This window comes from Mesorhizobium sp. M0862 (genome assembly GCF_040319795.1).
Lineage (GTDB): Bacteria > Pseudomonadota > Alphaproteobacteria > Rhizobiales > Rhizobiaceae > Mesorhizobium.
The window spans coordinates 93,750-115,190 of record NZ_JAMYOJ010000020.1 but is presented as its reverse complement, the minus strand read 5'-3'; the positions used below and the strand labels follow the sequence as shown (position 1 = coordinate 115,190).

General features: G+C 61.2%; 27 protein-coding genes and 1 pseudogene. 9 read left to right on the top strand and 19 right to left on the bottom strand.

Annotated elements, in window-relative coordinates; all coding sequences use genetic code 11:
* Window positions 1–30: 30 nt before the first annotated feature.
* The 3 genes from NKI15_RS25475 to NKI15_RS25465 all read right to left on the bottom strand — a co-directional run bounded on the left by NKI15_RS25475 (window position 31) and on the right by NKI15_RS25465 (window position 1,963).
* Entirely contained in the window at window positions 31–357 is a 327-nt protein-coding gene (locus NKI15_RS25475; RefSeq protein WP_196814989.1) for a sensor histidine kinase, read from the bottom strand.
* Window positions 305–847 (bottom strand): hybrid sensor histidine kinase/response regulator, encoded by a 543-nt coding sequence (locus tag NKI15_RS25470; RefSeq protein ID WP_023750619.1) that lies wholly within the window; start codon window positions 845–847, stop codon window positions 305–307. The genes NKI15_RS25475 and NKI15_RS25470 overlap by 53 nt, the downstream gene beginning before the upstream one ends.
* A gap of 366 nt (window positions 848–1,213) precedes the next feature.
* Window positions 1,214–1,963, bottom strand: a complete 750-nt coding sequence (locus NKI15_RS25465; RefSeq protein ID WP_023708903.1) for a Crp/Fnr family transcriptional regulator — start codon at window positions 1,961–1,963, stop codon at window positions 1,214–1,216.
* A gap of 263 nt (window positions 1,964–2,226) precedes the next feature.
* On the opposite strand from NKI15_RS25465, the gene NKI15_RS25460 reads away from it, so the two are divergent.
* From NKI15_RS25460 to NKI15_RS25450, 3 genes are all read left to right on the top strand, one after another.
* Window positions 2,227–2,688 carry a Ros/MucR family transcriptional regulator gene (locus NKI15_RS25460; protein ID WP_023708904.1) on the top strand — a complete coding sequence of 154 codons (462 nt, stop codon included), beginning with the start codon at window positions 2,227–2,229 and terminating at the stop codon, window positions 2,686–2,688.
* A 421-nt stretch (window positions 2,689–3,109) separates the two neighbouring features.
* Window positions 3,110–3,361 (top strand): hypothetical protein, encoded by a 252-nt coding sequence (locus tag NKI15_RS25455; protein ID WP_023708906.1) that lies wholly within the window; start codon window positions 3,110–3,112, stop codon window positions 3,359–3,361.
* Window positions 3,362–3,815: 454 nt separating this feature from the next.
* A complete protein-coding gene (locus NKI15_RS25450) occupies window positions 3,816–4,166 on the top strand; it encodes a hypothetical protein (protein WP_156934016.1) in 351 nt (116 codons plus the stop codon).
* Here the strand turns inward: NKI15_RS25450 and NKI15_RS25445 are convergent.
* The 3 genes from NKI15_RS25445 to NKI15_RS25435 all read right to left on the bottom strand — a co-directional run bounded on the left by NKI15_RS25445 (window position 4,163) and on the right by NKI15_RS25435 (window position 5,716).
* The gene (locus tag NKI15_RS25445; protein WP_023708908.1) at window positions 4,163–4,372 is read right to left on the bottom strand and encodes a hypothetical protein; all 210 of its coding nucleotides are present in this window, start codon (window positions 4,370–4,372) and stop codon (window positions 4,163–4,165) included. The genes NKI15_RS25450 and NKI15_RS25445 overlap by 4 nt on opposite strands.
* 417 nt (window positions 4,373–4,789) lie before the next feature.
* On the bottom strand, window positions 4,790–5,182 hold the full coding sequence (locus NKI15_RS25440) for a hypothetical protein (RefSeq protein WP_023708909.1): 393 nt from the start codon (window positions 5,180–5,182) through the stop codon (window positions 4,790–4,792).
* A gap of 36 nt (window positions 5,183–5,218) precedes the next feature.
* Window positions 5,219–5,716 carry a hypothetical protein gene (locus NKI15_RS25435; protein WP_031196803.1) on the bottom strand — a complete coding sequence of 166 codons (498 nt, stop codon included), beginning with the start codon at window positions 5,714–5,716 and terminating at the stop codon, window positions 5,219–5,221.
* A 647-nt stretch (window positions 5,717–6,363) separates the two neighbouring features.
* Between NKI15_RS25435 and NKI15_RS25430 the strand changes: the two genes are divergently transcribed.
* From NKI15_RS25430 to NKI15_RS25405, 6 genes are all read left to right on the top strand, one after another.
* A complete protein-coding gene (locus NKI15_RS25430) occupies window positions 6,364–6,639 on the top strand; it encodes a DUF4142 domain-containing protein (protein ID WP_023708912.1) in 276 nt (91 codons plus the stop codon).
* Window positions 6,636–6,875 (top strand): DUF4142 domain-containing protein, encoded by a 240-nt coding sequence (locus tag NKI15_RS25425; protein ID WP_023709413.1) that lies wholly within the window; start codon window positions 6,636–6,638, stop codon window positions 6,873–6,875. Before NKI15_RS25430 ends, NKI15_RS25425 begins: the two co-directional genes overlap by 4 nt.
* A 188-nt stretch (window positions 6,876–7,063) precedes the next feature.
* Complete coding sequence (locus NKI15_RS25420) at window positions 7,064–7,420, top strand: hypothetical protein (RefSeq protein ID WP_023708915.1); 357 nt, start codon at window positions 7,064–7,066, stop codon at window positions 7,418–7,420.
* A 38-nt stretch (window positions 7,421–7,458) separates the two neighbouring features.
* Complete coding sequence (locus tag NKI15_RS25415) at window positions 7,459–7,899, top strand: hypothetical protein (protein WP_023709414.1); 441 nt, start codon at window positions 7,459–7,461, stop codon at window positions 7,897–7,899.
* 195 nt (window positions 7,900–8,094) lie between these two features.
* The gene (locus NKI15_RS25410; RefSeq protein ID WP_023708917.1) at window positions 8,095–8,301 is read left to right on the top strand and encodes a hypothetical protein; all 207 of its coding nucleotides are present in this window, start codon (window positions 8,095–8,097) and stop codon (window positions 8,299–8,301) included.
* A gap of 326 nt (window positions 8,302–8,627) precedes the next feature.
* Window positions 8,628–8,801 carry a DUF3606 domain-containing protein gene (locus NKI15_RS25405; RefSeq protein ID WP_023708918.1) on the top strand — a complete coding sequence of 58 codons (174 nt, stop codon included), beginning with the start codon at window positions 8,628–8,630 and terminating at the stop codon, window positions 8,799–8,801.
* A 246-nt stretch (window positions 8,802–9,047) separates the two neighbouring features.
* Here the strand turns inward: NKI15_RS25405 and NKI15_RS25400 are convergent, their stop codons facing one another.
* The 13 genes and pseudogenes from NKI15_RS25400 to NKI15_RS25340 all read right to left on the bottom strand — a co-directional run bounded on the left by NKI15_RS25400 (window position 9,048) and on the right by NKI15_RS25340 (window position 21,373).
* Window positions 9,048–9,404, bottom strand: a complete 357-nt coding sequence (locus NKI15_RS25400; protein ID WP_156932493.1) for a hypothetical protein — start codon at window positions 9,402–9,404, stop codon at window positions 9,048–9,050.
* Window positions 9,405–9,772: 368 nt separating this feature from the next.
* Window positions 9,773–10,067, bottom strand: a pseudogene (locus tag NKI15_RS25395) (Rieske 2Fe-2S domain-containing protein).
* Window positions 10,068–10,094: 27 nt separating this feature from the next.
* Window positions 10,095–11,189 (bottom strand): fatty acid desaturase family protein, encoded by a 1,095-nt coding sequence (locus NKI15_RS25390; protein ID WP_023709721.1) that lies wholly within the window; start codon window positions 11,187–11,189, stop codon window positions 10,095–10,097.
* A 117-nt stretch (window positions 11,190–11,306) separates the two neighbouring features.
* Entirely contained in the window at window positions 11,307–12,482 is a 1,176-nt protein-coding gene (locus tag NKI15_RS25385; RefSeq protein ID WP_023708922.1) for an aldose 1-epimerase family protein, read from the bottom strand.
* 10 nt (window positions 12,483–12,492) lie between these two features.
* A complete protein-coding gene (locus NKI15_RS25380; RefSeq protein WP_023693351.1) occupies window positions 12,493–13,275 on the bottom strand; it encodes an ATP-binding cassette domain-containing protein in 783 nt (260 codons plus the stop codon).
* The gene (locus NKI15_RS25375) at window positions 13,272–14,276 is read right to left on the bottom strand and encodes an ABC transporter permease (RefSeq protein WP_050588831.1); all 1,005 of its coding nucleotides are present in this window, start codon (window positions 14,274–14,276) and stop codon (window positions 13,272–13,274) included. The genes NKI15_RS25380 and NKI15_RS25375 overlap by 4 nt, the downstream gene beginning before the upstream one ends.
* Window positions 14,277–14,337: 61 nt before the next feature.
* Window positions 14,338–15,279 carry a sugar ABC transporter substrate-binding protein gene (locus NKI15_RS25370; protein WP_023689426.1) on the bottom strand — a complete coding sequence of 314 codons (942 nt, stop codon included), beginning with the start codon at window positions 15,277–15,279 and terminating at the stop codon, window positions 14,338–14,340.
* 55 nt (window positions 15,280–15,334) lie between these two features.
* Window positions 15,335–16,249 carry a sugar phosphate isomerase/epimerase family protein gene (locus NKI15_RS25365; RefSeq protein ID WP_023707408.1) on the bottom strand — a complete coding sequence of 305 codons (915 nt, stop codon included), beginning with the start codon at window positions 16,247–16,249 and terminating at the stop codon, window positions 15,335–15,337.
* A 26-nt stretch (window positions 16,250–16,275) separates the two neighbouring features.
* On the bottom strand, window positions 16,276–17,373 hold the full coding sequence (locus NKI15_RS25360) for a Gfo/Idh/MocA family protein (RefSeq protein ID WP_286439036.1): 1,098 nt from the start codon (window positions 17,371–17,373) through the stop codon (window positions 16,276–16,278).
* Window positions 17,374–17,408: 35 nt separating this feature from the next.
* Window positions 17,409–18,470, bottom strand: coding sequence for an ABC transporter ATP-binding protein (locus tag NKI15_RS25355; RefSeq protein ID WP_023705645.1), 1,062 nt, complete (start codon window positions 18,468–18,470; stop codon window positions 17,409–17,411).
* 1 nt (window position 18,471) lies between these two features.
* Complete coding sequence (locus NKI15_RS25350) at window positions 18,472–19,563, bottom strand: ABC transporter ATP-binding protein (protein WP_023705646.1); 1,092 nt, start codon at window positions 19,561–19,563, stop codon at window positions 18,472–18,474.
* Window positions 19,560–20,516, bottom strand: coding sequence for a carbohydrate ABC transporter permease (locus NKI15_RS25345; protein ID WP_023708924.1), 957 nt, complete (start codon window positions 20,514–20,516; stop codon window positions 19,560–19,562). The genes NKI15_RS25350 and NKI15_RS25345 overlap by 4 nt, the downstream gene beginning before the upstream one ends.
* A complete protein-coding gene (locus NKI15_RS25340; protein WP_023705648.1) occupies window positions 20,513–21,373 on the bottom strand; it encodes a carbohydrate ABC transporter permease in 861 nt (286 codons plus the stop codon). The genes NKI15_RS25345 and NKI15_RS25340 overlap by 4 nt, the downstream gene beginning before the upstream one ends.
* Between the last annotated feature and the right edge of the window lie 68 nt (window positions 21,374–21,441).

Genomic DNA, 21,441 nt, shown 5'->3' with positions numbered 1-21,441 from the left:
CCAATGCAAAGCGATCCCGGCAGAGCTTGGTTACTGCTTCTGCACACGCGGCAGAAAAAGATGGACGCTTGTTCCTTCACCAGCTTCGCTCTCGATCCGAATGTGCCCGCCGGATTGTTGGACGAAGCCATAAACCTGGCTAAGTCCAAGTCCAGTCCCGCGTCCATCGGGTTTGGTGGTGAAGAACGGCTCGAAGACCTGCGCCAGAATCTCCTTGTTCATGCCGCAACCGGCATCGCGCACGGTCATACGAACGCACGAACCCGCCAGTGAATGCACGTCGTCGATGTCGTCAGGGACATCGCTAGTCTCGATTGTGAGCGTTCCCACGCCGGCCATGGCGTCCTTGGCGTTCATCGAGATTGAGCATGGCGACATCGAGCTGGTTGGGGTCGACCAGAACAGGGCCAAGCGCCGCTTCCAAGTTGCGTTCAATTTTGATTGCACTCCCGAGCGTTCGTTCCAGCAGCATCGAAAGCTGTTCGATCCGTCCGTTCAGATCAATGCCTTCGGGCGTAAGCGACTGGCGCCGAGAAAACGCAAGCAATTGCTGCGTAAGTGCCCCGCCGTTCTGTGTTCGTTTGAGCAGTTCGTCGATCAGGATGGCTGATTTCGGATCGCCGGGATTTTCGGCGAGTTGCTTTTGCAGGAGCCGCAGGCCCGAGTCGAACGCTGCTATCAGATTGTTGATATCGTGAACTATGCCGGCTGCGAGGCGGCCAATTGCTCCGAGCTTCTGGGATTGACGTCGACGTTCCTCCTGCGCACGCTGCGAGGAAACGTTCCGAAGGCTGGCAAGGAGAGCAGGTGTCCCGTCCCAGTTAACCTCCACGACCCAGACGGCCATACGGATAGTCAACGCCCGTGTGGGCCGGTAAGCATTCGAATGCACTCTGCGCGCAAGTGAACCCCTTGCGCTAACGCTTCGACGCGCCATCAAAGCATTGACCGCGCGGTAAAAGGAGCGTGCACCAAGTGAGGCCGGTTTCGTTTGGGGCCTGCGTTTGGCCTGGGGCAAGGCGGCCCCGCCTGCCGCATCAAAAAGAAGCAAGCCAGACAGGCTTGGTATCAACCTGCTGATCATTTCCGCCGCGCCACCATGGCAAAACATGTTTGGGGGGCGATCGCACCGCTGATGGTCAGCGAAGGCCAACAAGTGGTCCGGCTACCCTTGGAGCCAATCCGCATTTCTGGCGATTTTCCCCTGGAGCAATCAGTGCATTGACATGAACTCGGCCGTTTTATTGGTCCTTGCTGAGTGCAGGTAATCGTGCCGGAACTCAGCAAGAAAGGCCAGTCCTTCCCAATCATGGATGGTCAATTGGCCATTCACAAGTGATGTAAGGCGCTTCTCCCGAAGAGACTTGAGCGTGCGGTTGATGTGGACTGCCGACAGCCCTGTCGCCTCGCCAAGGTCAGCTTGAGTCACAGCAAAAGCGCAGGTTTGATCGGACGCGAGTCCGGCGTCTTCCATACGTAGCATGATTTCACAGAGAAGGTGGGCCACTCGGCCAAGCGCTTGGCGCTTCCCGACATTGACCACCCATTCGCGGAAAATCGATGCATCAACCAGTGTCGTTCGCCAAAGATTTGCCGCCAGCCTGGGGTGGCGTTCGCAGAGCAGCCGTATAGCCGAGTGATCTATGAAGCCAACACTGCAAGCGCTCACCGTTCGAACGTCGCTATCCAACAGATCGAGGTGCAGGCTCAACAGATCGGGCATGTCGCCAGGCACATGATAAGCAGTGACCTGACGCTTCCCGTCTCCTGTTACCTTCGAGGTGCTGGCTAAGCCAGCCAGGACCATTATGCACCGGGACGGCTGGTCGCCTTCGCGAACCAAGTTCTGGTTTGCGCCAATCGCAACGATCCTTATTCTTACCGCGTCGAGAGCTTGACGCTCACCTGACGTGAGGGTGAAGGCACGATGGAACTTGGCGGTTAATGGGCTTTGATAAAGCATGTCGGCTCTCCGTTTGGGCGGGAGCGCTATGGTCTCTCAGTCACCCGCGGCCAGCAGAACGCGAATGATGCCCGACCTTATATCATAAACACCGGACCGACTTAACCTGTGATAAGTCTGGCACTGCTTCGGATGGTCCTTTCCTCCATCGGCAAACACAGGCTCAACAGGATTACGAGGGAAGCGGCCCATCATCGGGCCTCGAGTTGCGCAGCTGCGGCAGCAGCTATAATAGATCGTTCTCAAATTCGAGGACTCACACCATGACCGACGCCCCCGACCACGCCCCTGAACTGGTAGAACTCACGGCGGATGTGGTATCGGCGTACGTCAGCAACAATCCCGTGCCGGTCGCGGGTTTGGCGGACCTGATAGCCTCAGTGCACGCGTCGCTGTCTGGGATTGGCCATCGCGTGGCTGCCGCGACCGAAGAACCAGTGCCTGCGGTAAATCCGAAGAAGTCAGTATTTCCCGATTACATCATCTGTCTTGAAGATGGTAAGCGGTTCAAAACCCTTCGGCGACATCTGCGCGTGGATTTCGGTCTCACTCCTGACGCGTATCGAACAAAGTGGAACTTGCCATCCACTTATCCGATGGTCGCTCCCAACTATGCGGCCTCACGGTCTGCCATGGCGAAGTCGATCGGTCTGGGTAGGAAGGCACCGCAGCCCACGGCAACTGTAACGGGCAAGGCAAGGCCGGCGGCTAAGGCTAAAGCGTAGCTTCCGCGATCACACCATTACCACTGCGGCACCAATCGACGATGTATGCATCGCGGCGGACCTGTCCGCTCTTGGCCGGTGCCCACCCAGGTTCCCCAACCCATGGCGCCGGCCATTTGTGGCCCACACCTCAGTTTCGTATTGCTGCCCAAACTCTTCTTGTTGAAGACCGCTTACGACGTTACAATCCCGTTTGGCCTGATTGCTGGGAGGCAACGCCCTGGCTGATATAATTCCAATTCGCAAAGCACGCCCTTGTGTCGAAGTTGGCGAAGCCTGTGGCGAGTGGTTTGTTCGCGTGGTCGAGGAAGACCAGGAACTCACCCGATCATTCAAGCTCGAATCCTATGCTTTGGCCTTTGCAGAAGGCCAAAGGTCGCGTCTGCATCTCAACACGTTTTCCCGGCTGTAGAGTAGCGCGATGCAGATGTCCGCAGGGTTACTGGCGAATTTGGGCGATAGCATCGAAGCCATTGCCGCCCACATTGCGACCATGGAAACGCGACAACTGCACCAATTGCTCAAGTCGTTGCCATCGAGATCGGAAATCGCCAGCGCGGAAATGGTGATGGGCACCCTGGTCTATCGCGAGATTGAACTGCGCCGCCGGCGGGGGACGGGCGGCAACGTGTTGCCCTTTCCGGGTCTCGTGACTCCACCTATTCAGCAGTAGATAGCGGCGCCGGACCTGTAAAGGCCGCCGCAATTAAGCAACGGGCCTGATGGCGGGGTAGCGTCTTGATGCCAAGAAACCCCGCCGCGCGCGCAACAGCGGGTTTTCGTAGTCACGGCTACATCCGAGGAATCGACCGCTTAAGGCAGAATTGCTTGGTTGTCGTCGCGTTTCCATACCATTAGATCAACTGTGCCAGATGAAGACGTAAAAAAACCCGTTGCCAATTACGGCAACGGGCTTGAGCTACCGGGTAGGGTCAGGAAGGCAATATGTAGACCCAACAACACGATGCGCCACGCCTCATGATCGAGGTCTTAACCGAACCGCGACAATTCTAATCATCTTGTCGACGTGTGAATAACTTTGCTGACTCCAGATCATCGGCAGGGAAGACGTGATTTGACCTTGGCGGAACAGCCGCTCACGATGAGACGGCTTGGGAAGGCGCGAGATGCAAGTATGCAAAGACATGATTGTGGTGCCGCCGATCGGCGCACAGTTCGAGACGCCTGAATTCCTCGCCGAGATCAGCGCCCTGCTTGATGAGGCCTATCCCGACTACGATTTCACGATCACCACCATAAGCAAGTTTCGGGATGACAGCTTCGTGTTGATCCCGCTGCTCGGCAGCGTCGGTGGTGAAGGCTCCGTTTTAGCGGCTTACCCGGATATGACGGCAATGCAGGAGATGGGCAATCTCCTGTTCAAGCACATCATCGGCCATCACCATCGCGACATTAGGTGCCGCACGTGGCCCCAATCCGTTCCCGGACCTCCGTCTCACATCTGCCCTGGCGGCTAATCCTTTAGCGCATCCGCGCCGCTATCGTCGTCGCGATGACGTTGACGAAGGCGCTTCAGCAGATCGCGTGAGGCTTGGATCGCCCTGCGCGATTGATCCATGTTCTGGCGAAACGTGGCGCGTTCCTCCATGGACTTCTGCCACTTCAGCAAGGTGGCCGTAGTCGCAGTGGCCGCTTGAGCGATATCTATGGGCGTTGCAACCATCGCATCCTCCCAAAAAGGCAATGGTAAACGCAATCTTTATAGGCCCAACGAAACCCATTCTTCAATCAAAAACGAACATACGGCACATGGCAAAATGGCTATTCGTCGGGCCGCTCGACGGCGGCTTCGTCGACCTCGGCTTCCATCTCGTCGTTGACGGTCTTGGTCTATCCAAAACCAGCCATCGGCACACCGTCAAAACCCTGCAGCCACCCGTCGGCATGTTCCTGCCAGTAATGGCACCTCACGCTCCTTGCCATCCTTGCACGCTTGGGCGCCGTACATCCAGGCGTAGGTGGCGCGCTCCTGATCTTTCTTAGGCACGGCGATTTGTGTCATCCTCAGCGAACGCCGGCTTGCCCGCTTCACGCTCGACGCCGAGCAGATCGAACTCGTCGTTCGCAAAGCACTTGGCCTTCAGCCAGTTGGTCGACGGTATTTGCTGTCCTTGCGCTTCGACACCTTGCATTCAAGTCCGGCCTTGTCGAGCAAGTGAAAGATGGTCTTGGCTTCCCCCCGGCAGAGGCTCGCTGAACTGAATACGCCCGCCGGGCGCGATATAGCGCGGCCTCGGTCAGTCAGCCAAGCGGCATCGCGGTGCACGATAGCACCGAGAATCGCCGCGTACACGCTGCCGACCTCCTCTGCGCAGGATATGCCCAGCTTGTCCGCGCGGTCTTCCATCGCTTGCTCGGCCAGGTCGCTGATGCCAAGCGCGATTGTCTGCTGCGGATGGAAGGACGCTGACTGTAAAAGCCCGCCCAACCTTTCGGCGGGCGGGCTTCCACTGTCGGAACTGGAGAGTGTCATGTCGACAGCCCCGACAGGTCGGAAAGGGGTCGCTGGTTAGCGGCGCGAGATCAGCAGGCAGAACCGGCGCAGGTCACGATCATAGGTGTCTTCGTTGCTAAGCACTTCGACGCAGCGCTTCTTCATCCGAGTGACCTGGGCGTTCGACATATCGCCGACAACGCTAGCCAGATTCGGGTTGCTCGAAGCGGTCGGGTTGCTGGGGTTGGCGGCTGGATTGGTTCCAACGCCGACATTTACGTCGGTACCAACCCCGGTGACGACACCGACATTGGCGCTGCCGGTTCCGATGGAAGCAGTCGCTCCGCCAGTGTCGCCGACGGAGGCTGCGGCATTTGCCCCAGAACCGCCTAGGGACACGCTAGCCGTAGCGCCGCTGTTGCCGCCCACATTAGCGCTGGCGCCTCCGCTGCCGACGGATACCCCGCCGACGCCTCCGACACTAATTCCAGCTGCTGTCGCTGGCATGCAAAGAATTGCGAGAACAGATCCGGCAGTCAGACTGCCCATAAGAATTTCAAAAATTCTTGCCATAGTACGCCTCCTTGTTGCCCTTCAAAGGATGGGACATTTTTGGGCATTTACGGACCCGATAGTGACGCACTAAAGTTTAAAAACAAGCTAACGGCCCGCGAAAGATGCGTCTTGGGTCATTACTTGGTAATTAGCAAGAGTCAGATATAATAAAATTTTACTTTGACTCGGACGTGATTCCTCTACTTGTCATTCAATATCCTTGCCTAAGCACCCCATCGTCAATAATATTGTGCGGTGCAACAAGATTCAGAGATGGACCATGCGACGTCAGTAAGCGGCTAATACCGCCGATCTGACATACAATGCTATATTAGCTCCTCTTGACGAACCCGACCGGCGGGCCGAATCAGAATCCCGTCAGCGCAACCCTGCAAAATCGCACTGGTCTGCCTGAAGCATCGCGACGATGGCCGACGATTTCTTTAGGAGATTTGAATGTCGCACAACGTGCTGCCCACCAAGCCGACGGCCGCGCTGAGCTCCGCGCAGTCACCGGTCTTGGCTACGGCCGGATCTATGATCAAAGCCCTGAGCCGGAGCCATCCGGGGTCCACGCCTGCCGCCCCGTATTTATTGTCACCAAAAGGGGAACAACGGCAGCTCGGCCGTGTTGGGCCAGTTAAGCAATATTGCAGGAGCACAACATGCATTTCGTCAAAGCGCTTTTAGCTGCGATCGCCATCGGTCTCATCAGCCCGGGGGCAATGGCTCAGACCGCGACGACGTCCCCGCAGGAATTTGTCAAAGCAGCTGCGAGCTCAGATATGTTCGAGATCCAGTCGAGTGAATTGGCACTGCGGAAATCGAAGACATCACGAGTGAAGGAATTCGCTCGCATGATGATCAAGGACCACACGACCTCTTCCAAGCGGCTCATTGCGGGGCAAAGAAGGACGACGTCGCAGTGGCGCCGGAGATGACAAGCAAGCATGCTGCCCAATTGGAAGCGTTGAGCAACGACAGCAGCGGGGCGTTCGATAACGCCTATATCGACGCCCAGGTGGCAGCGCACCAGGAAGCCCTGACGCTGATGACCTCCTATGCAGAAAACGGTCAGGCAAAACATCTGGCGGCCCATGCGAAAAAGACCGCGCCGGTCATCCGGCAGCATTTCAAACTTGCCCAGCAACTGAGCAAGAGCGGTTCTCAGTGCTGAGTGGATCTGGCCACGACGTTGGTTCTTCGCGGCGATGTGGAGTCTGTGGCCAACACTGCCTCCGCCCTCAGGGACGCTGCAACCTTTAAGCGGTGGTCGATGCAGGAACTCTAAAGGTACGTCGCTCAGGTAGTCCGGCGTGCAAGCACCAGCGTCGTCGAAGTTGCCAAACGAACAGGAGACCTGACATGCCAAAGCAAAACGAGACCTCGCATTCGAGACGAAGTGACTTCGCCAATGATGAACCCATTCGCCCGGAGGATGCCGCCGTGTTGGACAGCCCCGTGGGCCACGAAGACAGGCACGGCGCGGAGCCAGGTTTCGTGGGAGCCGACGATGTCGACCAGTCGATCGGCGCAAGGCCCCGCAGCGAAATTACCGGTCGTCATGATGAAGGGGCAGGCGCCAATGAGACGATGGACGGCTTAAGCGAAACCGAGGAACTGACCCGCAGCTACGCCGAGGACATACCAAACGGTGACAATGATGAGGACGAAGAAGACATCCCTGTCTTCGAAAGAGGCCGAAGCAACACCGACCTCTGAGCGGCGCCAAGTTTGAACCCACGGTGAGGAACATGACAATGAGCACATTCGGACTTCGGATTGTGTCTTTGGGGCTCCGGGCTTTTTTGGGGCTGGGGGCCTCGCTGATTTTGGGCGCCCAGGCATCTGCGCAGACAAGTCAGCCGGCTCAACAATCCGGCGACTCATCGCAAACAGGCAAGCACGATCGTCTGCCGGCGCAAGGATCGTCGCCGACCGCCAAGGATGATGTCGGCGTTGACGTCTCGCTCGGCCGGCCGGAGGTGAAGCAACAGGTTGCAAGACATCTAGGAGTGGCTGAGACCGAGTTACCACTGGCGGTGCATGTGCCGATCGCGCTCGCTTCGCAAGTCTGCGGGCAAGAGGTATTTACCGCCCACGACAATGTAAACCGAAGCTGCACCGCGACGAAGTTCATTCCGGAAATCGCCGAGGCGGCACGCAACCATCCACAAACCTCCGCGGTACCGGAGCAGTAGCATCGAAATGTCCGAACCCGGCGCGACGGTCGCGCCATGCTTACCCTAGGATAGCGCTCCAACCCGGCGTAAATCAGCCCCACCGCCGTCTGTTGGCGGCATGCATGATGGCGTTCGCCGCCGTCTCTTAACCAATGTGAATGCTGTCGCTCCGCAGCCACGCTACGAGATCCTGTCCGAAGCGGAGGCAGGCAGATGCCACTGGAGTGCCTGATCGATCAATATGTGAGCAGCCGCAAGCGGCGGGGTCTTTTGTCGACACGGCATGCTCTCGAGGCGTTGAAAGAGGCCCTTCCGGCGCTGTCGATCGGCGAAAGCCATCTTGTCAATATGATCGCCGAGCGAGCGCTCGCCTTTGGCCTCGCCATCCACTTCGATCATTCCGGCGAGAATGCCGGGTAAGACATCCACGAGAGCGTCTGCTGATGCCACAGGACGAGGAACTCGGTGTCGCGTAGTTCCATCTTCATTGCCTGGCGGTCGGGCAAATCATTCCGAGGCTGCTCCCGTCCGTGTTCTGGGCGGGTGGTGAAGGTCGCCGACGCGATGCCACGGCGTGCGCCGACCTCACCCCGGCATTCGACAACCCTCCAGCTTTGGCCAGTTGGAGCTTTCGTCTACTTGCAGCAGCCCTAGCGAGGCTCGATCAGCCTCCGCGTTCGGCGGTTTCGGAAGTTTTGCTCCAGCGGGCGGTTCGGGCCGACGAATTGAGGTTGAAGGAGAAGATGATGACGGACAACAAAAGCGAGCGTGATTTTGGCGACAGGAACCGGGTCTCGTCCAACGAACGCAACGAACACTTCCATTTTGCCCAGCAGAACGGCATAACGCCTGAGCAGGCGATGGAGTTCATCATAGCCGCCGGGAATGACCGCGCCTCGTTGCGGCTGCGAAGGAATTGAAGTCAGTTTCCCGGGGCGGCTCGCTTACGGCATGTCGCTATCGAGGAGGACCTTGAGCCGTGGTGAGAATTTGAGTGTATCGTCATGCTGACGCACACGCGGGCAGGTCGAGCGTGAAAGTGACAATTGTACCCTGCCCAACATGCGGCAAGCACTGGAGGTTCGAGGCTGCGCAGATCTCCTATCGTGACCCCGAACCATAATCCACTCCAACCCGAGTCCTGGACGCACGGCGTAGCAACGAGCCTACTTCCTGCCGTCGTTCAACAATAATCCCGCGCCGCAGTCAGCCACGAGATCACCGTCGTCTGCCGGACGCGTGTCGGCTTCCAAACTGACAAACGCACCGCCTTTGTAGCGACGCTTTCCAGCCACGATCACCTGCGCAGCTTTGCCGCGCTCGCTGCGCACCAATAATTTCCATCTCCTTCCCTCAAACTGATCTTGCGCAGGCGGTCGTTTTGCCGCTGGCAGGCGCTGTCCTTCCGCTTCGATCGCGGTAGCGCCCAGTATCAACGCTGGCGGATCAAACCGCACAATCAGCACCTCAAAGCTGATCAGCAGAAGCAGCAGTGAATCAGGATCTTGTCGATCAGGGTCCAAAGGGGCCGAGCACATATGTCTGGGCACGGTGACCGTGGCATAGCCGGCGCTGCAATGACGGCGTCGGCGCCCGGAGCCGGAAAGCCCAACTAAGAAAATCGTCGGCGGTGCCGATCTCGAAGAAATTCTAGCCCGGCACGGTGAACAGGCTGGGGGCCGCATCGCGATATAGGGTTCAGCACAGCTCTGGCGGCACCGAGTTGATCGACCCACTCCCGCTCGACGGCCCCGACTACGTCCATGGTCAGCACGCGCAGCATGGTCAGCTGGCGCTTCATCGCGCGCAGATCGCGACGGTCGGCCTCTTTCGGCTCATGAAAACGTCACTCTGTGTTTGCTAGACGCGGTGCTGGATCGGTTACCACGCGTCAGATCTGGATCATCACGTTGCCGGCCTCGATTCTCACCGGATAGATCGCGAGATTGACGCAGACCGGCGCGCCCTGGCCTGGCCGGTGTTGTAATTGAAGCGGCCATTGTGCTTCGGGCATCGATGACGTCGTCGATCACCAGCTTTCGGCTAGATGCGCCTTCTCATGCGTCCAATATCCGTCGGTGGCGAAGAACTCGTCATCGGGCGAGCGGCAAACCGGGAGGATCGAAGCAGATGACATCCTCTTTGGAGATGTCGTCCACCGCGCACGCTTCGATCCAGTCAGCAATCTCCGGCTCCGGCAAAATTCGCTGTCGCTATTCAGCGGCCGCCGACATATCCACCTGGTGAAATTCGCCGCGATAGGGTCTGGCTGTCGGCGGCAATTTCCGCTTAAGATAGAAATCCTCATATTTCAGCTGTCGAAGCAGCACCGGCCAGACCTCGCGATAGGCATGCCACATCGACGGGTTCGCCACCGGCAGGTCGTGCTTGATCAGCTCGTGCAGTCTTGGCAGCGCATGATAGGGCACCATCGGGAACATATGGTGTTCGACGTGATAATTCATGTTCCAGTAGATGAAGCGGCTGACCGGGTTCATGTAGACGGTGCGCGTGTTCAGCCGGTGGTCGACGACATTGTCGGCCAGGCCGATATGCTGCAGCAACCCTGTCAGCACCATGTGCCAGCTGCCATAGAGGCGCGGCAGGCCGATCAGCACCAGCGGCAGCAGCGACCACGTGAACAACGCCAGCCCGACTGTCGCCGCATAGATGGCGACATGCCAGCGCGCAGCGATCACCGCCTTGTGCTGCTCCATCTCGGGGATATAGCTCTTCTCTTCATCGGACAGCTTGCCGAACGCCTGGCGCACCAGCGTCGGCAGCGAATAGCGGAAATCGAGAATACCGGTGAAGGCGAGCGCCGCCCGCAGCAGATCTGGGGGGCGCATGACGGCGATTTCGGCATCGCGGCCGACGATGATGGTATCGGTGTGATGGCGGGCATGGCTCCAGCGCCATTGCACTGGGTTGCGCATCAGCATGAAGCTTGAGATCTGGTAGACGACATCGTTCATCCAGCGCGTCCGGAACGCGGTGCCGTGGCCGCATTCGTGCCAGCGCGAGTCGCTCGACGAGCCGTAAAGCACGCCATAGACGAACAGGAACGGCACCACCCACCACGTGCCCCAGAACCATACGATGCCGGCGGCCGACACCAGGATCGCCGCGACCCAGATGATCGTGTCGCGGATCGCCGGCCCGTCGGAGCGTTGCATCAACTCCTTGATCGCCTTGCGCGGGACATCGGTGTGATACCATTCGGCCGAAGCCAATCCGGTCTCGATGGCGCGCTTGGTGCTTTCACCGACCAGGCTGTAGTCGCGCTTCCTGCTTGCCGTCATCGTCATCTCCGTTTCCCGCCTGCGCTCCGCAAGGGCCGCCTGGGGTCGGCCGGGCCGCGCCTGCTTCCGTATTCCGGCGCACTTCCCGCCCGCCGCGGCAACCGATCGTGTGTTTCAAGCCGGTCACGCCTGCAGTCTCGCAAAAGCGCCCGACGGCGCAGGGTAATCCTGTTGCGGCTGCCGGGCGATCGACCCTATCCTCGCTTCCGCTTGGGCGATCTGACCGGCACCGTCGAGCACCCGGAACACGGCGTCATAGGAGCGGCTTTCGCCATGGTCCAGCCAGATCATCTCGCCCCGTTCGCGCGCGGCGAGATTGCCCAGAACATGATGCGTCGAGGGTTCGATTCCCAACGCATATAGGCCGGCCTGGAAGTTCTGCCACTGATAGGTGCAGGGCAGCTGATCCTTGCGGGTAACGACCTCGAAGCCGAGGCCCAGGTGATCATTGACGACGGCCACCGGCACCTCGCCCGCCGCATCGGCGCCAAGCTCGTGCTCCCAGACCTGCTCACTGAATCCCAGCTGCGGCGCCGGCACGGTTCGGTAGCCGACCTTCTGAGCCTCGTAACGATCGCCGGCGTGCGCCGCCCAGACGACATCCCGGATCGGCGCCAGGTAGCGCGAACCCTCGTCGAGCAAGGGATGGCTGACGTTGACGTGATAGAAATACATGTGCGGCGTGCGGCTGAAACCATGATTGACGACGCGGTCCGACAGCCGGATCTCGCTCCCGCCGACATCGGCCTCGATGCGGCGCAGCAAATGGAGATCCTCGCCGAACACGGTTGCCTGCTGGACGATGCCTTCCGCCCACAGCACGCAGCGGTCGCCGTCCCAGGCCTCGCCGTAGCCGGTCAGCCGCGCCGGCACGGTGCCGATGCGGCCATGCAGCGAATGCAATACCCGCTTGCGCCCCGGATAATTGTAGCTTTCGGCCGGCACGTCTTCCCGGCCCAGTATATGGTCGAGGCCGCAGGTGACGAGCAGCCCCGAGAACGACCGGCCAAAGGCGAAGCCGTCCTCCCCTTCATGCTCGTGCAGTCCGGGGTGGCGAAAGCCGCTCGGCGAATGCCAGCCGATCGCCTGGCCCCGGAAGTCGCAATCGGCGATATCGAGCGCCCGGTCGACCAGCGCCGTGAAGCGCAGGCCGGAGCCGGTGCGGAACTCGAGCATCCGGATGCCGCGCTCCACGCCGTCGCCGAGCGTCATCAGCCGCACGCCGGCGAACTGCGACAGCATGCCGGACCGCTCGGCCACCTGCCTTCGCGACAGCGTCTTGCCGTAAAGCTCTACCATGCGACGTCCTTCACTTTGCCCTCGCCTCCTTGAGCAAGGCCGACATGTCGGCGCCGGTGATGATGCTTTCCACCGTCAACAGGTCGGTGTCGGCGACCGTCTGTTCCGCGACGATTTCGCCGCGGCGCATGACGATGATGCGGTCGGCGACCTGGAACACGTGGTGGATGTTGTGGGTGATGAGCAGCACCGAGTGGCCGGCGTCGCGCACCTCCTTGACGAAGCGCAGCACGCCGTGGGTTTCCTCGACGCCAAGATTGTTGGTCGGCTCGTCGAGTATGATCACCTTGGCGGCGAACTGCATGGCGCGCGAGATCGCGATCGATTGCCGCTCACCGCCCGAGAGCGTGCTCACCAGCGCATCTGCATCGAGCTTTTTCGAAATGCCGACCCGCTTCAGCAGCGCCGAGGCGGCGTTGCGAAGCTTGGCGAGGTCGAGGGGCGCGAACACGCCGAGCCAGCCGAAATTGACCGGCTCCCGACCCAAGAAAAGATTGCGCGCGATGCTGAGGTCCGGCGCGAGCGATGTGTCCTGATGGATAGTCTCGATGCCGAGGTCCATTGCGTCGCGCGTCGAGCGGATCGACGCCTTCTCGCCGCGCACGAAGATGTCGCCGTGGTCGGCCGGGAAGACGCCGGAGATCGCTTTGATCAGCGTCGACTTGCCGGCGCCATTGTCGCCAAGCAGGGCAACCACCTCGCCTTCGTTGAGGGTGAACGAGGCGTTCTTCAGCGCACGCACGTTGCCGAAGGACTTTTGCAGGTCTTGCAGACGCAGCACTTCCATCGTCAGCTCCTTGCGGCGTTCTTCTGCAGCAAAGCGTGCAGGATGAGCATGGCGAGGATGATGACGCCGACGAAGATGTTGTATGCCAAGCCCGGCACGCCGATCAGCACGATGCCGTTGCGGATGGCGCGCAGCATCAGCGCGCCGACGATGGTGCCGAGGATGGTGCCGCGCCCGCCAGTGAGCGCCGTGCCGCCGACCACCACCATGGCGATCACTTCGAGTTCGTAGCCGGTGCCGGCCACCGGCGAGGCGGCCGAAATCCGGAACGCGCTGATCATGCCGGCCAGCCCGGCCACCACCGAGGTCAGGATGAACAGCCAGATCTTGACCGCGTCGGCCGGCACGCCGCGCGCCACCGCTGCGTTGCGGTTGCTGCCGATGGCGCTGATCCAGTTGCCGAGCTTCGCGTAGCGCAGGATGTAAATCGCCAGCAGCGACAGGCCGATGAACCACCAGAGCGAGGTGTAGAACCGGAACGAGCCTACATTGAAGCTGCCGGCAAGCAGCGTGACGAAGAAGCCGGGCTGGTCCCACGACTTCAGGGGGAATCCCTGCGTGATGTAGAGCGCCGCGCCGCGCACGACGAGCAGCATCGACAGCGTGACCAGGAACGAGGAAATGCCGATCTTGGTGACGATCAGCCCGTTGATGGCGCCGATCGCGATGCACAGCACAAGCCCGGCCAGGAGGGCGACGCCGATGTCGATACCGCCATTCTGCACCAGCAGCATCACCACCACGGGCGCAAGGCCGAACACGGCGCCGACCGACAGATCGAACTCGCCCGCCGTCAGCAGCAGCGTCATGCCGAGCGCGATGATGCCGAGCTCGGGCAGGAACGCCATCATGTTGGATATGTTGAGCGGCGACAGGAAGTTGCCGTCGGCGATGGCGAACACCACGAGCAGCACGATGAGGATGACGAGCGAGGAGAATTGCGGCGAACGCAGCAGCGCAGACCTGCCCTTCGCTCGCTGCGTGTCGTCGTCTGCTGTGATTGCCATATCTGTCAGGACCATGCGTTTCGTCCGGCGCCCGCCATTTCGGGGCGGGCGCCGATTGTCGTCACTTGTTGTAGAGTTTCAGGATCGGCTCGACGCTCGAGGCGTCGTAGAGGCTGAATGTGTGAATGTCGTAGCCGATCGGCTCGCCAGAGGCCGCAAGCCCGAGCAGCGCCACCGGCATGAAGCCCTGCGCCGACGGGTACTGCCAGGCCGCAGCATTGACGAAGCCGGACTTGACCGCCTCGGCCGTCTCCTTTGAGTTGCCCCAGCCGACGACCGGGACCTTGCCGGCCGACACACCGGCCCCGTCGAAGACGCGTTTGATGCTTGCTGCCACGGAATCGCCCAGTGCAATGATTGCCGGCGGATTGTTGGCGACCATGTAGTCGGTCATCTTGGCGATGATGCCGGCTGGGTCGGTGCCGCAATCGACCACGTCGTACTTGATGCCGAGCGGATCGAAGACGCTGGCGATGCCCTCGGTCTCGAGCTGCTGGTAGCTGGCGCCCGGCACTTCGACCGGCAGGAACACCTTGTCGCCCTGCTTCACCATCTTGTGGTCGACGAGATACTTGGCCCAGATGACGCCCGCTTCCCTGAGGTCGGCCCCGACATAGGCCTGCCGCCCGGTCGCCGGATCGTCGGTGTTGAAGAACACGATCGGTATGCCGGCGGCCTTGGCGGCCTTCACCTCCTCCGTCCACAGGCCGGGCTGAGCCGAGGTGGTAGCGATGCCGTCCGGCTTGGCGGCGAGCGCCGAGTTGAAAGCCTCCTTCTGCGCCGCCATGTCGCCGCCGCTGAACGAGATCTTGCAGGTCACCTTGAGCTGGTCGCAGGCCTTGGTCGCGCCGGCATTCCAGTCGATCCAGAACGCGTCCGAAGGGCCACCATGCGACAGCAGATAGAAGGTCTTCTGGCCGTCCTGCGCGAATGCCGGCAGGCTCAAGGAGACCCCGGCTACCAGCGTTGCCGCGGCAGCCACTTTCAATGCGAATTTCAACATTCATTCCTCCCTTGGTTGGAGCTGCGCCGCCATGCTCCGGCGGCGCAACCGGCACTCACAGGCCGTTGGCGCGGAACTTCCCGTCGAGGAATTTCTTCGCGCGCGGCACGTCGTCTTCCGAGAGATGCTCGATGATGACCGGGATGTTTGGGTGCTTTTCCGCCAGCCGCTGCAGATAGAGATCGTAATTCAGCGATCCCAGCCCGGGCGCCGGCAGCTCGATCTCGCCGACGCCGCGGAACGTGTGGCTCTCCATCGCATCCTCGTCGCCGATGTCGGCATGCTTTTCCGACTTGTCGCTGCCGGAGCGTTTCACATCCTTGGCATGCGCGATCCGGATCTTGTCGGTCAGCGTGTCGAACACCTGGTTGAGGATCTGGTCCATTTTGTCGATATTGTGGATCTCGAAATAGTTGGTCGGATCCATCAACAGGCCGAGGCCGGGATGGTCGACCTGGGCGAACATCTTCACCGTCTCCTCGACCGAGCCCACGACGTTGTTGACGTAAGTCTCGAGGAGGAAGACCGCGCCGTGGTCGTAGGCGGTCTGGGCAAGCTCGGCGATCACCTTGCGGCATTCCTCGAAGCCTTCCTCGGTCTTGTTCTTCGGGTGATGCACCCAGTCGGATTCGGTGTTGTAGGTACCGGTCTCGGAGATCACGTAGGGCGAGCCGAAGCTGCGCGCATTGCGGATGATTTCCTTGAGATACCCGACGCGCTTATCGCGCTCGGCCTTGTCGGGATGAATGATGTTGGTGTAGCCCGACACGCAGCAGATCGGCAGGTTGTTGTCGCGGAAGACGTCGCGCACCTGCTTGGCCTTTTCCTCAGTGATCTGCCCGGCCGACAGATCGATATCCCTAAAATGCAGGTCGAGCTGCACCGTGTTGAAACCGAGCCCGCGGATCTTCTTTGCCGTCTCTTCGAGGCCGTACGGGAAATAGCCCGTGAAAATACCTGCCTGCATCATGATGTGAATTCCTCCCTGTAAGCGATTCAGTTGGCTGATTTTATCGAGATTTCGGACAGCTTGACGGTGCGGACTTGCGCCATCGAGCGATAGCCGGCCTCGACCAGCGCCATGGTCTTGACGTTGTCGGCCACCGATAATGCCGGCGGCGCGCCTGTCTTCACCGCATGCTGCAATTGCTCCATCACGCCGATGAAGGCATGCGGGAACCACATCGTGTCCCAGCTCGGGCTGACCCACTTGCCATCCGTCGTCTCGGTCGAGGCATAGGTCAGCGTCGAGGCCACGCCTTTCGGCCAGCCGATCGTGCCTTTGGCGACACCGTTGGTGCCGTCGACGCGCCAGTTGATGTGCTGGTCGTCCAGATAGCCCTCCTGACGTGGGCCGGACCAGACATCCTCCAGCGACACGGCGAGCACGCCGGAGGGAAAGCGCAGCGTCGAGACGGTGATGCCGTCGGTATGTTCGAATGTCGTGCGCGGGTCCTTGCGTGTCAGCGTGGTGATTTCCGAGGGATCGCCGAACAGGAAGCGCAGCACGTCGAGATGATGCACGCTCATATTGGCCAGCGTCAGCCGGTCGTAGTCCTGAAGGAAGGTCTGCCAGTGCGGGATCGCATGCATGTCGATCTGCGCAAAGACGATGTCGCCCAGCGCGCCGCTCTCGATGATCTGCTTCAGCACACGCATCGATTGGTCGTAGCGCATGTTCTGATTCACCGAGAGGATCTTGCCGGACCTGGCCGTTTCGTCGCGCAGCTTCACGGCTTCATCGACCGACAGCGCCAGTGGCTTCTGAGCCAGGATCGCTTTGATGTGAGGCTGCTTCAGCGCATGGCGGATCAATGCCGGCTGCTGGTCGGGCGGAAAGGCAAGGTCGACGATCTCAATCTCGGGATTCTCGATCAGTTGTTCCGGCGTGTCGTGGACGGTCGGGATGTCCCAACGCTTGGCGACCTTCTGCGCATTGGGACGGGTCCGCGAGGCGATCGCCATCACGTTGAACCCCGCTTCGCGATAGGCTGCCAGATGGCACTCGGCCATGATCATGCCGGCGCCGATGCAGCCGATACGGTATTCTTTCGTGCGGACCTTCACGTCCGGCTCGAAGCCTTCGCTCGCCATGTCTTCCTCCCGCAATTCTGTTTTCGCAGCCGCGATCATCTCGCCAACGCGCCTCCGTCCTGCCCGAAATAATGCACCCGGGCCGGCTCGCAGGATATCGCTACCACCGCATCCGGCCTGATGTCGGGCTGGCCGCGCAGCAGCGCCTTCAGCCGCGCCTCTCCGGCGGCGAGCGTTACCACCGTGTAACCGCCAAGTGGCTCGACCTCGAATACGCGCGCCGGGCGGCCAGCGCCCCCGTCGACCCAGGGCCGGACCTTGATGTCCTCCGGCCTCAGCCCGATTTCGATCGCGTCGGCCGGAGCAGCGCGATCGTCGATGCTGACCGTGCCTTCGGCGGCCTCGACGCCATCTTCGCCGCGAACGGATTTAAGGATGTTCATCATCGGCGAACCAAGCAGTCGCGCCACATAGGTGTTCGCCGGGCGGTCGTAGATCTCGGACGGGGCGCCGATCTGTCGGATCCTCCCATTCTCCAGAATCGCGATGCGGTCGGCGATCGACATCGCCTCTTCCTGGTCATGGGTGACGTAGATCAGCGTCTTGCCGAGTTCGCGCTGGATGCGCTTGAGCTCGACGCGCGTTTCCTCGCGCAGCCGCGCATCGAGCGCAGAGATCGGGTCGTCCATCAGATAGGCGTTCGGGTCGCGCACCAGGGCCCGGGCTATGGCCACGCGTTGCCGCTCGCCACCGGAAAGCTGCGCCGGCGGCTTGTGAAGGATGTGGCCGATATGCAGCTTGGCGGCCACATCGGCGACACGCTTCTCGATCTGGGCCTCGGCGACCTTGCGCTCGACCAGCGGGAAACGCACATTGTCGCGCGCGCTCATATGCGGGAACAGCGCCAGGTTCTGGAACACCATGGCGACATTGCGCTCGGCCGGAGAGACGGTGTTGACCGGTTTGCCGCCGATCAGGATCTCTCCGGCGTCAGGCGTCTCCAGCCCGAGCACCAGGCGCAGGATTGTCGATTTGCCCGCCAGCGGCGGCCCGAAGAAGCAGAAGAATTCATTGTCATTGACGGTGAACGAGGCGTCGTCGACGGCGAGCGTCGTGCCGTAACGCTTGCTGACATTGCGAAAGACGATATCGGCCATGTCAACCTGCCTGCATCGCGATGCCGCTGCGGGCATCGAAGACACGCACGGACGATGCCAAGGGGGCGACGACGGCAAGCTCGCCGATCGACAGTCCGACAGCATTGTCGAACACCGCCTTCACGGCGGTCTCGCCATCGCCGAGATGGACGATGGTCCTCGCGCCGATCCGCTCGACGAAGCTCACCGGCATGGCGAGGCCCTGCCCGCTCTGCACCAGCGACACCTGTTCGGGCCGGAAGCCGTAAAGCACCTCGGAGCGCGATCCGCGCAAGGTGGCGGCCAGCGCATCCGGCAGCGTCGGCGTGACCCCCAGTGGCCCGAGATCGACCACCAGGCCCCGGTCGCTCTCCGCCGGCCTTCCCTTCAGCAGGTTCATGCCCGGAGCGCCGATGAAGCGGGCGACGAAGACATTGGCTGGATTGTTGTAGACTTCCAGCGGCGTTCCCACCTGCTGCAGCACGCCGTGATCCATGACGGCAATGCGGTCGGCCATGGTCATGGCCTCGAGCTGGTCATGGGTGACGTAGACCATCGTCTGCCTGAACTGGCGCTGCAGCTGCTTGAGCTCGGTCCGCATTACCGCCCGGAAGGCGGCGTCTACATTGGACAGCGGCTCGTCGAGCAGGAAGATCGCCGGCTCCATGATCGCCGAGCGTCCGATTGCCACCCGCTGCAGGATGTTGACCGAGAGCCGGTCGGCCTTGCGGTCGAGCAGCGGCGTCAACTGCAGCAGCTCGGCGATGGCGCCGACGCGGCGGTCGATCTCGGCTGTCGCCGCACCGCGCATCCGCGGCCCGTAGGCAAGGTTCTGGCGCACCGTCATGTGGGTGAAGATGGCGTAGTTCTGGAAAACGAAGCCGACGCCGCGGCGGCCCATGGGCACGCCGGCCATGTCGCGATCGCCGAACAGGATCTTGCCGCTGGTCGGCTCTTCCATGCCGGCGATCATGTTCATCGTCGTCGACTTGCCGCAGCCCGAAGGCCCGAGCAGCGCCATGAACTCGCCATCGGCGATGTCGAGGTCCATGGTCTTCAGCGCCGTGAACTCGCCAAAGGTCTTGACCAGGTTGCGCAGCTGGATCGCGCTCATGCCGGCACCAGCCTTGCGCGCGCCATGCGCTTCATGGCCAATACCGCAACGATCGAAAGCACGACCAGGATGGCCAGCGCGATCGCCGCCACATAGCCCCAGATCAGGTCCTGCGTCGTGACCTTGTAGATGTAGACGGAGATCGTCTCCGTGGCGACGCCGGGGCCGCCGCCGGTCATGATGTAGAGCGTGTCGAAGATCTTGAAGTTCTCGATGACACGGATCGCCAGCGCGATGATGATGATCGTCTTCATCTTCGGCAGCACGATGGTGACGAAGCGCTGCCACGGGTTGGCGCCGAGCAGGGTCGCCGCCTTGATCTGGTCCTGCGGCACGCCGACCAGGCCGGCAAGCAGGATCAGGAACATCAGCGGCGTCCATTGCCAGATGTCGGCGATGATCACCGCGATCAGCGCCAGCGTCGGGTCAGACAGCCAGGCGATGGTGACGCGGGAACCGCTGAGTGCCGACAGGATGTCGTTCAGCGGCCCGCCCGACTGGAACAGCATGAAGAACATGTAGCCGGCCACCGCCGGAACCACCATCATCGGCATCAGCAGGATCGAATAGAAGATCCGCTTGCCCGGAAAATCGTCCGCGAACAGCGTCGCCAATGCCAGGCCAAGCAGGAATTCGACAGGCACGCACAAGACCATGACGATGGCCGTGCGCCTCAGCGCGCTCCAGAAGCGCGCATCGGCGGCAAGGTCGGTGTAGTTGGCGAAGCTGTTCCACATCTCCCATGCGTTCCACCAGCCCAGGCCGGATAGCGGCGACCAGTCGGTGACGCTGATGTAGAGCTGCATCAGCAGCGGGAAGACGGAGATGAAGAGCACCAGGATCTGCGCCGGCAGCGTCAGCCGGAATCCCAGCCGCGCTCCCTCGTCCCGCAGCGCGGGCTTGCCAAGCGCGGCCTTTGCGTCCTTCGAGACAGTCACGGTCACCGCGCTCATTGCTTGAGCGCGCCGAACGTCAGCCCGCGCACCAGATGGCGCTGGATGGCAATGCCCATGATGACCGGCGGCACCGCGGCGATAACACCGAGCGCGGCCTTGGCGCCATAGAGTTGACCGGTCATCGAGGAGGACAGCGAGGCCATGTAGATGGGGATCGTCACCCATTCGCGCGTCGTCAGCAGCAGCGCGATCAGATAGTCCGACCAGTTGAGGATGAAGACGAAGAGGGCGGCGCTGGCCAGCGGTGCGCGCATCATCGGCAGCGTGATGCGCGTGAAGACGCGCAGCCGCGAACAACCTTCGACAAGCGCCGCTTCCTCGATCTCGCGCGGCATGTCGTCGAAGAAGGTCTTCATGAGCCAGAAAGCGAATGGCAGGGTGACGATGCCGTAGATCAGCGCCAGGCCAAACCAGCTGTCGGTGAAGTTCAGGAAGGCCCACATGATCATGACCGGGATCATCACCGCCATTGGCGGAAACAGCCTGAGCTGGATCAGCGCCAGCGGCAGGTTCTGGCCCGAGCCGAAACGCGACAGCCCGTAGGCCGCAGCCGTGCCCGCCGACATCGCGATCGCCGTGCCGAACACCGCCGACAGCAGCGACGACAGGATCGGCTTCAGCGCGGTGCGGTCGAGCGCCACGATCAGATTGTTGTTGGATTCACCGAAGACGAACTGGAAATTGCCGAGCGTCGGGTTCTTCGGCCACCATGTCAGGTCGGCGCCGGTCGCCGACCATTCGGCGATCGGCTTGAAGGCCATCGACACCATCCACAGGATCGGCACCAGCGTCACCGCCATCGCCGCGAAGATCGCGGCGTAGCGGAATATCTCGAAGGGGACGGAACGCTTCATCTGGCTGCTTTGCTGGTGGCGTTGACTGCGGCGGGGAGGAACAGATGCTCTTCCCCTCCAGCGCTGAT